This window comes from Streptococcus sp. 9903 (assembly GCF_013276625.1).
In the GTDB taxonomy this organism is placed as follows: domain Bacteria; phylum Bacillota; class Bacilli; order Lactobacillales; family Streptococcaceae; genus Streptococcus.
The window spans coordinates 22,942-35,174 of sequence record NZ_VMLI01000021.1; the positions used below are offsets into that span (position 1 = coordinate 22,942).

Annotated in this window: 10 protein-coding genes; 5 read left to right on the plus strand and 5 right to left on the minus strand. The window is 38.1% G+C overall.

From position 1 onward, the window contains the following. Position 1: 1 nt before the first annotated feature. Both HT696_RS08115 and HT696_RS08120 read right to left on the minus strand, forming a co-directional pair. Complete coding sequence (locus HT696_RS08115; RefSeq protein ID WP_000414955.1) at positions 2-1,294, minus strand: sugar ABC transporter permease; 1,293 nt, start codon at positions 1,292-1,294, stop codon at positions 2-4. A 110-nt stretch (positions 1,295-1,404) separates the two neighbouring features. After that, positions 1,405-2,676 (minus strand): extracellular solute-binding protein, encoded by a 1,272-nt coding sequence (locus HT696_RS08120; RefSeq protein ID WP_000095466.1) that lies wholly within the window; start codon positions 2,674-2,676, stop codon positions 1,405-1,407. 554 nt (positions 2,677-3,230) lie between these two features. Here HT696_RS08120 and malQ point away from each other — a divergent pair. The 3 genes from malQ (at position 3,231) to HT696_RS10905 (ending at position 7,589) form a co-directional block, all read left to right on the plus strand. Beyond that, complete coding sequence (gene malQ / locus HT696_RS08125; RefSeq protein ID WP_173283529.1) at positions 3,231-4,748, plus strand: 4-alpha-glucanotransferase; 1,518 nt, start codon at positions 3,231-3,233, stop codon at positions 4,746-4,748. Positions 4,749-4,773: 25 nt separating this feature from the next. Continuing rightward, positions 4,774-7,032, plus strand: coding sequence for a glycogen/starch/alpha-glucan family phosphorylase (gene glgP, locus HT696_RS08130; RefSeq protein ID WP_173283530.1), 2,259 nt, complete (start codon positions 4,774-4,776; stop codon positions 7,030-7,032). Between the two features lie 350 nt (positions 7,033-7,382). Then, positions 7,383-7,589, plus strand: a complete 207-nt coding sequence (locus tag HT696_RS10905; RefSeq protein WP_345789493.1) for a hypothetical protein — start codon at positions 7,383-7,385, stop codon at positions 7,587-7,589. Between the two features lie 314 nt (positions 7,590-7,903). Here the strand turns inward: HT696_RS10905 and HT696_RS08135 are convergent. Both HT696_RS08135 and HT696_RS08145 read right to left on the minus strand, forming a co-directional pair. Next, positions 7,904-9,252, minus strand: a protein-coding gene (locus tag HT696_RS08135; RefSeq protein ID WP_173283531.1) for an IS3 family transposase whose coding sequence is annotated in 2 segments (ribosomal slippage) — positions 7,904-8,802 and positions 8,802-9,252 — 1,350 coding nt in all. Because the reading frame shifts where the segments join, the coding sequence is not laid out codon by codon here. Positions 9,253-9,573: 321 nt separating this feature from the next. Next, positions 9,574-10,209, minus strand: a complete 636-nt coding sequence (locus tag HT696_RS08145) for a hypothetical protein (protein ID WP_173283533.1) — start codon at positions 10,207-10,209, stop codon at positions 9,574-9,576. A gap of 174 nt (positions 10,210-10,383) precedes the next feature. Between HT696_RS08145 and HT696_RS10910 the strand changes: the two genes are divergently transcribed. Further along, entirely contained in the window at positions 10,384-10,599 is a 216-nt protein-coding gene (locus HT696_RS10910) for a hypothetical protein (RefSeq protein ID WP_345789494.1), read from the plus strand. 355 nt (positions 10,600-10,954) lie between these two features. Here the strand turns inward: HT696_RS10910 and HT696_RS08150 are convergent, their stop codons facing one another. Next, positions 10,955-11,803, minus strand: a complete 849-nt coding sequence (locus tag HT696_RS08150; protein ID WP_173283534.1) for a putative RNA methyltransferase — start codon at positions 11,801-11,803, stop codon at positions 10,955-10,957. Between the two features lie 150 nt (positions 11,804-11,953). Between HT696_RS08150 and HT696_RS08155 the strand changes: the two genes are divergently transcribed. Further along, on the plus strand, positions 11,954-12,232 hold the full coding sequence (locus HT696_RS08155) for a DUF6110 family protein (protein ID WP_000910909.1): 279 nt from the start codon (positions 11,954-11,956) through the stop codon (positions 12,230-12,232). Position 12,233 lies beyond the last annotated feature (1 nt).

Below are 12,233 nucleotides of genomic sequence, written 5' to 3' on the forward strand. Positions count from 1 at the left end.
CTTAGACATCCTCCATATCAAATGCGTGTAGTTTCTTGAATGCGATCATAGAGATTGAGATGACAATGATAGAGATAATCAAGGTAACAGCTGCCGCCATTGAGTATTGAGGAGATGTACCTGTTGTCAAACGGTAGATCCATGAGATCAAGATATCGGTGGAACCAGCTCCACCTCCGACACTACCAGGTCCTCCACCATTGAAGAGGTACATGATAGAGAAGTTGTTAAAGTTGAAGGTGTATTGGCTAATCAAAGTAGGTGCTGCAACAGCCAAGATCATTGGGAAAGTGATGTTGCGGAATTTTTGCCAAGCATTGGCACCGTCAATATAAGCTGCTTCGTAAAGGTCGTTAGGAATAGATTGCAAGATACCCAAAGTCAAAACGTAGATATATGGGAATCCAAGCCAACCTTGCATCATAATCAAGGCAACCTTAGTCCAAGTAGGGTCTGTTTTCCAAGGGATAAGAGCCCCATCAAGGAATGGAAGGAATTTAGCAAAGATCGGCAAGACTTGAGTGTTGATAGCTCCGACACTATCGTTAAACATGTTTGAGAATGTCAAGATAGTGATGAAGGCTGGAACAGCCCAAGGAAGAAGGAAAATAACACCGAAGATACGTTTTCCTTTGATAAATGGTTGGTTAGCAATGATAGCTGTGAAGATACCAATCACGATCTGTAAAGTTGAGGCAGATAAAGCCCAGATGATAGTCCAAGAAAGAACAGAACCAAAGGCAGAACGGAAGGTACTCAAGCTCCAAATGTTTGTAAAGTTTGTCAGACCAACCCAGTCCAACAATTTGTTTGGTGGCAAGTGTTGGAAGTCGTAGTTAGTAAAGGCAATCATCAAGGTTACGATAACTGGGAAGATGATTGCAAAAGTCATGGCAATATAAGATGGAATGATCAAGAGGTAAGGGAAGCCATTTTCATAGATTCCTTTGACCATTTCTTTAAAGGTAAGTGCTACTGGAATACCATTGTTAATGTGTTTAGCAGTTGTATGTGCATCTTTGATATTTGCGAAATAAAAGAGTACATAAACAACTACAAAGATTAAATGGAAGGCACCACGAATCAGCATGAAGAGGGAATTATCACGACCTGGCTTGTCACCAAGAGTGATGAGGTTGCTCAATTCAGGGGCTGCAAGTGCTAGGAAATAAAGGACAAATACGATGGTTACACCAAGGAAGATAAAACCTTTGGCCTTTTGTTTATTGTAAATCTGTCCTAACCCAGGAATGATAGACAGCAGGGCTGCTTTACTAGGTTGTTGCTTTTCCATAATAACTCCTTTCATAGGATACTGGTTTCTAATTAAAACCTAAACTATATATGTTTTCTATTGATAAATTCAAAGGGGGATTTGAATTCCACCCCCCTTGAACAAATTTTTTATTCACCAAATTTTTGTTTGATTGTTTCTTTGATCAATGTTACAGCATCGTTAGCAGCTGTTTTAGCATCTTTCTTACCACTTACAGCTTCAAACAACATTGTTTTAGCTGGATCCCAAACAGCTGACATTTGAGAGATGTTTGGCATTGGTTGAGCGTTCTTGAACTGTTTGATAACAGCTGTTGTCAACTCATCATTTTTACCTTCAGCGTATGAACGAGCTTCAGTGTTAGCTGGGATTTCATTAGTTTTATCGTAGAAGGCTTTTTGTTGTTCAGTTGAAACAAGGAAGTCTACAAATTTTTGAGCAGCTTCAAGGTTCTTAGTGCTTGATGGGATGATCCAAGCTTTACCACCACCAAATGCTGCGTAGTCTTTTCCGTTTGGAAGAGTTGGGATAGTTGCAACACCGTAGTTTACTTTAGCGTCTTTGAAGGCTTGAGCTTTCCAAGGTCCATCGATGATAGCAGCTGTTTTACCTTCTTGGAATTGAGTTTGGATTAGGTTTCCAGCTCCTTCCGTATCTTGCATACCTTTAGGCCATTTTTCATACCAAGTTTTAGCGTATTCTACACCTTTGATAGCGCCGTCGTTTGCAAGACCGATGTCTTTAGCGTCTTTACCGTTTTGTCCGAATACGTAACCGCCGTTACCAGCAAGAAGTCCGTATGCAAAGTAGAAGTTTGTCCAGTCAGCTAGGAAAGCAGAAGTTTTTCCATCTTCTCCAGCGAATGCGTATTTGCTATCTTTAGCAAGGTTTTCCAAGTCAGCAAATGTTTTTGGAGCTTCTTTTACCAAGTCTTTGTTGTAGTACATAACAAGTGACTCGATAACGGCAGGAGCACCGTAAACTTTACCGTCAGCAGCTGTTACAAGAGATTTAGTTTTATCATCTGTTTTAGCACCGTCGCTCAATTTCACTTCTGAAAGTTGTCCGTCAGTACCAAGGCTACCTACACGGTCGTATGGAGCCATCATAACGTCAGGAGCTTGACCTGATTGGTTGTCAAGAGAAAGTTTGTCAAGCCCACCCATTTGGTCACCAGATTTGATGTTAACTGTTGTTCCTGATTGTTCTTTATAAGCTTTAGCTACTGTTTCAGCATAAGCTTTGTATTGGTCCTCAACGTAAAGAGTGATTTCTTTCGCTTCAGATGAACCAGAATCAGCAGGTTTATCAGCAGTTTTGCTTCCGCAAGCTACCAAAAGCAAGCTAGCAAGTGTAGCAGTTCCAAGCACAGCAGCGCTCTTCATGAATTTAGATGACATAGTGTATTCCTCCTAAAGAATAACAAGTTTTATTGACAAGAAAAACGCAAACGTTTTCCTTTATGAGCTTAGTATAGCACAAATAGAAAACGGTTGCAAGTGTTTTTGTTAAAAATTTTAAAAAAATTTTAAGCTTGATTTGATAGCATGATTTTACTTTTTATATAGAAGAAAAGTGTGAAATAGATAAGAATACAGTATTTTTAATAAAAAATAGATGGAATCTGTCTAAAGAGGGAAATCAGGAGGGGCTATTTCCTTGTTTCTAATCCCTATCTATTTTCTATAGACCTTTGTGCCTCCTACATATAAATTAAAGTTTTTTTAAGGAGGTTTTGCACTTTGTAGACTGTTTCATGAGAGTCAAACTTTAGGATTAGATAGTTTCAAGTTATCTTTGCTAAAATGAGTTAGTCTCCTTAAAAATAATCAAAAAAGTTTTTTTAAAAACGCTTGCAATTATGCTTGAAAAGGAGTATACTTATAAGTAGCGCAAACGTTTGCGTCTGTTAAAATACGCAACGTTCCATTATTTTAACACATGAGGTGCTATTATGAAAAAACGTCAAAGTGGTGTGTTGATGCACATCTCTTCTCTCCCAGGAGCTTACGGAATCGGATCATTTGGTCAAAGTGCTTACGACTTCGTTGATTTCTTGGTTCGTACAAAACAACGTTACTGGCAAATCCTTCCATTAGGAACAACTAGTTACGGGGATTCTCCTTACCAATCTTTCTCAGCCTTCGCAGGAAACACTCATTTTATCGATTTAGATATCTTGGTGGAGCAAGGTTTGTTGGAAGTAAGTGACCTTGAAGGAGTTGACTTTGGTAGCGATGCGTCTGAAGTTGACTATGCTAAGATTTACTATGCACGTCGTCCTCTTTTAGAAAAAGCGGTGAAACGTTTCTTTGAAGTCGGAGATGTTAAAGATTTTGAGAAATTTGCTCAAGACAACCAATCATGGCTTGAGCTCTTTGCTGAGTATATGGCTATCAAAGAGCATTTTGACAATCTTGCTTGGACAGAATGGCCAGATGCAGATGCTCGTGCTCGTAAAGCTTCAGCACTTGAAAGCTACCGTGAGCAATTAGCAGACAAGTTGGTTTACCACCGTGTGACTCAGTACTTCTTCTTCCAACAATGGTTGAAATTGAAAGCTTACGCTAACGAAAACCACATCGAAATCGTTGGGGACATGCCAATCTACGTAGCGGAAGATTCAAGCGATATGTGGGCAAATCCACATCTCTTCAAGACAGATGTCAATGGTAAGGCTACTTGCATCGCAGGATGCCCACCAGATGAATTTTCTGCAACTGGTCAGCTTTGGGGTAACCCAATCTATGACTGGGAGGCAATGGACAAAGACGGCTACAAATGGTGGATTGAACGCTTGCGTGAAAGCTTCAAAATCTACGATATCGTTCGTATCGACCACTTCCGTGGCTTCGAATCTTACTGGGAAATCCCTGCTGGTTCCGATACAGCAGCACCTGGTGAGTGGGTGAAAGGTCCGGGCTACAAGCTTTTTGCAGCCGTTAAGGAAGAACTTGGTGAGCTAAACATCATCGCAGAAGACCTTGGCTTCATGACTGATGAAGTTATCGAGTTGCGTGAACGTACTGGCTTCCCAGGAATGAAGATTCTTCAATTTGCCTTCAATCCAGAAGACGAAAGTATCGATAGCCCACACTTGGCACCTGCTAACTCAGTTATGTACACAGGAACACACGATAACAATACGGTCCTTGGTTGGTACCGTAACGAGATCGATGATGCAACTCGTGAATACATGGCTCGCTACACTAATCGTAAAGAATACGAAACAGTGCCACATGCTATGCTTCGTACAGTCTTTTCATCAGTTAGCTTCATGGCAATTGCAACTATGCAAGATTTGCTAGAATTGGATGAGACAGCTCGTATGAACTTCCCATCTACCCTTGGTGGAAACTGGTCTTGGCGTATGACTGAAGAGCAATTGACACCAGCTGTCGAGGAAGGTTTGCTTGACTTGACAACAATCTATCGACGAATTAATGAAAATTTGGTAGAATTAAAGAAATAATACAATATCAGGAGACATCTTAAACATGTTATCACTACAAGAATTTGTACAAAATCGTTACAATAAAACCATTGCAGAATGTAGCAATGAAGAGCTTTACCTTGCTCTTCTTAACTACAGCAAGCTTGCAAGCAGCCAAAAACCAGTCAACACTGGTAAGAAAAAAGTTTACTACATCTCAGCTGAGTTCTTGATTGGTAAACTCTTGTCAAACAACTTGATCAACCTTGGTCTTTACGACGATGTCAAAAAAGAACTTGCTGCTGCAGGTAAAGACTTGATCGAAGTTGAAGAAGTTGAATTGGAACCATCTCTTGGTAATGGTGGTTTGGGACGTTTGGCCGCCTGCTTTATCGACTCAATTGCTACTCTTGGTTTGAATGGTGACGGTGTTGGTCTTAACTACCACTTTGGTCTTTTCCAACAAGTTCTTAAAAACAACCAACAAGAAACAATTCCAAATGCATGGTTGACAGAGCAAAACTGGTTGGTTCGCTCAAGCCGTAGCTACCAAGTGCCATTTGCAGACTTTACTTTGACATCAACTCTTTATGATATTGATGTTCCTGGTTACAAGACAGAAACGAAGAACCGCTTGCGTTTGTTTGACTTGGATTCAGTTGATTCTTCTATTATTAAAGACGGTATCAGCTTTGACAAGACAGACATCGCTCGCAACTTGACTCTCTTCCTTTACCCAGATGATAGTGACCGTCAAGGTGAATTGCTCCGTATCTTCCAACAATACTTCATGGTTTCAAACGGTGCGCAATTGATCATCGACGAAGCAATTGAAAAAGGAAGCAACTTGCATGACCTTGCTGACTACGCAGTTGTGCAAATCAACGATACTCACCCATCAATGGTTATCCCTGAATTGATCCGTCTTTTGACTGCACGTGGTATCGAGCTTGACGAAGCAATCTCAATCGTTCGTAGTATGACTGCCTACACTAACCACACAATCCTTGCTGAAGCCCTTGAAAAATGGCCTCTTGAATTCTTGCAAGAAGTGGTTCCTCACTTGGTACCAATCATCGAAGAATTGGACCGTCGCGTGAAAGCAGAATACAAAGATCCAGCTGTTCAAATCATCGATGAGAGCGGACGTGTTCATATGGCTCACATGGATATCCACTACGGATACAGCGTTAACGGGGTTGCAGCGCTTCACACTGAAATCTTGAAAAATTCTGAGTTGAAAGCTTTCTACGACCTTTACCCAGAAAAATTCAACAACAAAACAAACGGTATCACTTTCCGTCGTTGGCTCATGCATGCTAACCCAAGATTGTCTCATTACTTGGATGAGATTCTTGGAGAAGGTTGGCACCATGAAGCAGATGAGCTTGAAAAACTCTTGTCTTATGAAGACAAAGCAGCTGTCAAAGAAAAATTGGAAAGTATCAAGGCTCACAACAAACGTAAATTGGCTCGTCACTTGAAAGAACACCAAGGTGTGGAAATCAATCCAAACTCTATCTTTGATATCCAAATCAAACGTCTTCACGAGTACAAACGCCAACAAATGAACGCCTTGTACGTGATTCACAAATACCTTGACATCAAAGCTGGTAACATCCCTGCTCGCCCAATTACAATCTTCTTTGGTGGTAAAGCAGCTCCAGCCTACACAATCGCTCAAGACATCATCCACTTGATTCTTTGCATGTCAGAAGTTATTGCTAACGATCCAGCAGTAGCTCCACACTTGCAAGTAGTTATGGTTGAAAACTACAACGTTACTGCAGCAAGCTTCCTTATCCCAGCATGTGATATCTCAGAACAAATCTCACTTGCTTCTAAAGAAGCTTCAGGTACTGGTAACATGAAATTCATGTTGAACGGAGCTTTGACTCTTGGTACTATGGATGGAGCTAACGTGGAAATCGCTGAGTTGGTTGGCGACGAAAACATCTACATCTTCGGTGAAGATTCAGAAACTGTTATCGACCTTTACGCAAGAGCAGCTTACAAATCAAGCGAATTCTACGCTCGTAAAGCTATCAAACCATTGGTTGACTTCATCGTTAGCGATGCAGTTCTTACAGCTGGAAACAAAGAGCGCTTGGAACGTCTTTACAAGGAATTGATCAACAAAGACTGGTTCATGACTCTTCTTGACTTGGAAGACTACATCAAAGTGAAAGAGCAAATGTTGGCTGACTACGAAGATCGTGACGCATGGTTGGACAAAGTTATCGTTAACATTTCTAAAGCAGGATTCTTCTCATCTGACCGTACAATCGCTCAGTATAACGAAGACATCTGGCACTTGAACTAATACTCTTCGAAAATCTCTTCAAACCACGTCAGCTTTATCTGCAACCTCAAAGCGGTGCTTTGAGCAACCTGCGGCTAGCTTCCTAGTTTGCTCTTTGATTTTCATTGAGTATAAGATACAAATCTATACTTAATACATTTTGTAAAAAAGCGAGTTTCGATTGAAATTCGCTTTTTTAAATGCTGTGGATTTGGGTCAATCTTGTCTAAAAATAGGGAAATCCTAGATACAGTGAAGGCTTAAAATGCTGGTTTTTACGGTCTTTCAGACTCATGATTAGAACACCTCATATCCCTTGTATTCGCTTACATAAATTGTTATAATATGATTGTAGGAAAGAAGGTGTTCTTATGTGGAAAAAATATTTTTCAAAATATAAATGGACGGATTTATTTTGGATTTTATTTGTTATTTTGACCTGCCTCTATATAGGTAACCATGATTTGTTTCCTCTCAATCAGCAAGAAATCTCTCTTCGAGGTAGTTTCTGGGGGTCTGTACTTGCCTTATATCAATTGCTATTTATTGATAAGTTTGTTATCTCGAATCGAAAATAAAGATTAGAACTATGCTTGACTGCCTACTTTTATGATTGATTTTGGAGGAAAGATTTTGTCTCTATTATTTATTGCTTTAAATTTATTTATTTTGTACAAGATTTATTCTTTGAGACGGGAGAAATCGAAATACTTGATTTATACGGCCTATATCATATTTGGGGTAAATGTAGTATATGGTATTCAATGGTTATTAAAAGAATTGGTTTCAAAGATTTCCACTTAATGTGTATAGAAACTCCAGTGATTTTTGCATAACAAAACGCATAAGATTAAGGTTTTTGAGTACTGACCCCAAAAAGTTGGACAAATAATTATTGCAAGGATTTAGTTCTGTATTGCACAGGACTGAGTCCTTTTAGTTTTACTTTAATTCGTTTGTTATTGTAATAATCAATATAGTTTACAATGGCTTGTTCCAATTGCTTAAGCGACTGAAATGACTTCTCATAACTGTAAAACATTTCCGATTTCAGAATCCCAAAGAAGGACTCCATCATGCCGTTGTCTGGGCTGTTACCTTTACGTGACATGGATGCTTGAATTCCCTTACTCTCTAGGAACCAATGATAAGAATCATGTTGGTATTGCCAGCCTTGGTCACTGTGGAGAATCGTATTCTCGTAGTGCTTCTCTGTGAAAGCCTGTTCCAACATCGTTTTTACTTGTTCTAAGTTGGGTGAAGTTGAAAGATTATAGGCGATAATTTCGCTGTTAAAGCCATCTAAAACTGGTGATAAGTAAAGCTTTTGAGTACTTGCTGGAATGGCAAATTCTGTCACATCTGTGTAGCACTTTTCCATTGTTTTAGAGCCTTCAAATTGGCGTTGAATGAGACTCTCTGCTTTCTTACCAACGTCTCCTTTATGAGAAGAATATTTTCGTTTCTGTCGCATTTTAGCTTGTAAATTGAATACTTTCATCAAGCCTTGAACTCTTTTATGATTTACCAGATAACCACGATTTCTTAGTTCTAAATAAATCCGACGATAAGCATAATTTCCCTTGTGTTTGATAAAGATGGATTGAATTTCAGCTTTAAGCTCTTGGTCCTTATCTGTTTTGTCTAGCTGTTTCAAGTGATAGTAGTAGGTCGAACGAGCTAGTTTAATGGCTTTTAGAAGAAGATCTAACGAAAACTCAGTCATTAATTCTTGAACAATTTCTGTCTTTCTTCTTTCTCTTTTTTCTCCTTCAATCGGAGTTCTCTTAACTTTTTTAGGATGGCATTCTCCGCTCTCAGATACTCATTTTCTGCTTGAAGTCGTTCTAATTCTGTCCTCTCTTCAGGTCTCGTTTTTGGCTTACGTCCCATTTTAGGTACTCTCCCTCTTGTTTTCTCAACAATAGTATACCCGTTTTTCTTGTATTGTGCTAGCCAATTAAGAAGTATCGTACGACTTGGGAGGCCGTATTCAAGAGAAACTCTATCTTTAGTCCAGCCTTCATGTAAGACTTTATGAATCATTTCTTGCTTTAAATCAGGAGAATAGTAACGATTTTTTCCTTTTTTGACGAACTCTATTCCGTAACGGTCAATCAATTTAATCATGTACTTAATATTAGAATTGTTTATCCCAAATTTATTTGAAAGCTTCTCTAAGCTATATCCTTGTTTTCTAAGTTCATAGATCTGAACTTTATCATCATAAGTTAATTTCATAATAAAAACACCCCAAAAGTTAGATTTTTTCTATCTAACTTTTGGGGGTGCAGTTCATTCACTAAATTACCGTTTTTTATTTGAATTCTATTGCTATTAACTACCTATTATTACTAATATTAGTACTAATATTATTACCAACAGTACTAATATTAGTACTAATTACCCTGAGGCCATCGTTTGTAAATTGACCCAAAACGTCAAATCCGTCATAAATTCCTTTGTAAATAAAGAGTCCTAAAATTATAGATGAAACAATAATACTTGCACAAATAAAATATGTACGTTTTTTTTCATTCATAATATCGATTATCTCCTAAGTTAGTATAGACTAATAGTTCCGTTTTGATCAAATGGGACTCTATAATAAGATTTGCCTGACATACTACCTCCAAATGTAAATCCAGCTCCTAACAACTCTGCTTTAACTTGAGCTGAACCACTAGTTTCTATAACTGCTGTTAAAGTGCCATTATAAGCATACTTTATTTTTGTTGTAGGGTATCCATTTGTAGACCAAACATCAATAGTTTTGTCTTCAATAGATGTGTTTGTAATAGAATTTGTTATTCCTAAGTAATAACCGTGAACTGAGTTAATCTGACGGAAAGAACCCTCATTATATAGCTCAATATTTACGCTTAATTGAACTGTAGTTCTAGCAAATGTTGCACTTCTTTTTAATGTATGTGAAGTAACTGTAGCGCGAGAAAGATCTGGGATAAGTTCGATAGTTTCAACAACCTTTCCAGTATCACTATCAAGAACAGTTGCAACTTCGTTGAATCCTGATTTCGAATATACTACTTCTGGATTAGGGATATTGTAATCCTCAACAGTAAATTGCAGTTCGTTGAATTTTATAACAAGGTCATTAGTGGTATCGGCGTTTACAGAAATAGGCAAATAAAACAATGCTAAACAACTAAATAATAGAGTAATTAGTATTTTTTTCATGATAATGATCACCTACCATTCTTTCATAACTAAGTTGGATATTAAGGATTGATAATTATAGTTTGTACATTGGAATCATCTGCTTTCTTATAGGAATATTAATTGAATAAGGCAATTTCTTTTTATTTGTATTCGCTTACATTTTATCATATAATATTATTGTAGTCAAGAAAAATGTGCTATTATGTTAAAAAATATTTTTCAAAATATAAATGGACGGATTTATTTTGGATACTATTTGTTATTTTGACCTGCCTCTATATAGGTAACCACGATCTGCTTCCTCTCAATCATCAAGAAATCTCTTTTCGTGGTAGCTTTTGGGGGTTGGTACTTGCCTTATATCAATTGCTGTTTATTGATAAGTTTGTTATCTCGAATCGAAAATAAATATGAGGTATATGCCTGACTGCCTACTTTTATGATTGATTTTTGGGGGAAGATTTTGTCTCTGTTATTTATTATTTTAAATTTATCTATTTTGTATAAAATCTATTCTTTGAGGCGGGAGAAATCGAAATACTTGATTTATACGGCCTATATCATATTTGGGGCAAATGTACTATATGGTATTCAATGGTTATTAAAAGAATTGGTTTCAAAGATTTCCACTTAATGTGTATAGAAACTCCAGTGATCTATTCATAACAAAACGCATAAGATTAAGGTTTTTGAGTACCTGTTCTTATGCGTTTTCGTAATATTGGAGATTTTCGGTAAGTTTTCTACTTTTGCGAAGTCTAGTTTAGAATGCTTTCCCAACCAAAATCTCTGCTTCGATGGTAATCTCTGTCAGTTGGCTCCAGTCAATTTTGGTCTGGTCAACGTGAAAGAGGAGAGGGGTCATGCTGAGTAGGGCTTGGAGCTGATCTGCTGTGATAGTCTTAGTCAGAGAGGCCGTTTGGTTAGATAGGATGGTAAAGTGTTCTTGGAAATGATTTTTGATATCTTGATTAGAATAATCCTTGTTTGTCAGCTGGTTCTGTACCCTTTGACGGATTTCCTTGAGGTGATTTTCAGTTGGGATAACCTTGATCAAGATACCGTCTTTGGATAAAACGCGACGAAATTCTCCATAGTTGGCAGGCGAAAAGATATCAAGCAGAATGTCCATGCTGGCGTCTGTTATAGGAAGACGAGTCAAGTCACCAACGAACCAATTGACTGCCCAGTTGGGTTCGCTCTTGGCAGCGATTTGGACTGAATCTTTGGAAATATCAAAGGCATAGAAAGTTTTTTCAGAGTGACTTTCTTGGAGTTTTCGAGAGTAGAATCCTTCGCCACAACCAATATCCAAGATTGTTGTGGTAGTTTTTGAGCTTGCTAGCAAGTCCGATACACCTTCTAAAATAGCCTGATAAAAGCCGGCTTCTAGGCTTTGTTGCCGGTTTTGAAAGTTTTCCTTGTCGTAGTTGGCAGATTGCTTGATTTGAGGTGCCAGATTGACATAGCCAAATTTCGCCAAGTCAAAAGAATGACGGTTGCAGCACTTGAGACTAGTCTCTACCAGAGTCAGATTTTCTTGACAGATAGGACAGGCAAAGGCAGTCGCAGAAGCAAAACGCTGAAGTTTGGGTTTGAGGTTTGTATTCATAGTTTAAGTGTATCAAAAGAGGCAAATGAAAGCAACTTTAGGATGATTTGTAATAAAATTAAATAGTAGTGTCATTACTTTTCAAAGTACCAAAATTAAATTGCTTTTATATCCAAAATGCTATATAATAATGATAAGGAGGAAATAAGTATGTTAAAAGAAGTACTAACCGTTGCAAAAGTTGCGAAAAAATCATCACTCTTTTTGGGTGGTGTCGCATTTGGTACCCTTGGCTTGAAAATCTTAGCAAGTAAGGAAGCTAAAAAAGGTTATTCTAAAGCTTTGGCTAAGGCTTACAAGTTGAAAGACGAGCTAGATGCATCTGTTTCTGTTGTGAAGCAACATGGAGACGATGTCTTGCAAGATGCCAAATATTTGTATGAGCAAGAGAAAAAAGAAGAGCAATTAGATAGCCTTATAGGAGAATAAT

Coding starts and splice junctions, on each gene's coding strand:
- HT696_RS08115 (WP_000414955.1), bottom strand. CDS start 1,294: ATGGAAAAGCAACAACCTAGTAAAGCAGCCCTGCTGTCTATCATTCCT.
- HT696_RS08120 (WP_000095466.1), bottom strand. CDS start 2,676: ATGTCATCTAAATTCATGAAGAGCGCTGCTGTGCTTGGAACTGCTACA.
- malQ (WP_173283529.1), top strand. CDS start 3,231: ATGAAAAAACGTCAAAGTGGTGTGTTGATGCACATCTCTTCTCTCCCA.
- glgP (WP_173283530.1), top strand. CDS start 4,774: ATGTTATCACTACAAGAATTTGTACAAAATCGTTACAATAAAACCATT.
- HT696_RS10905 (WP_345789493.1), top strand. CDS start 7,383: ATGTGGAAAAAATATTTTTCAAAATATAAATGGACGGATTTATTTTGG.
- HT696_RS08145 (WP_173283533.1), bottom strand. CDS start 10,209: ATGAAAAAAATACTAATTACTCTATTATTTAGTTGTTTAGCATTGTTT.
- HT696_RS10910 (WP_345789494.1), top strand. CDS start 10,384: ATGTGCTATTATGTTAAAAAATATTTTTCAAAATATAAATGGACGGAT.
- HT696_RS08150 (WP_173283534.1), bottom strand. CDS start 11,803: ATGAATACAAACCTCAAACCCAAACTTCAGCGTTTTGCTTCTGCGACT.
- HT696_RS08155 (WP_000910909.1), top strand. CDS start 11,954: ATGTTAAAAGAAGTACTAACCGTTGCAAAAGTTGCGAAAAAATCATCA.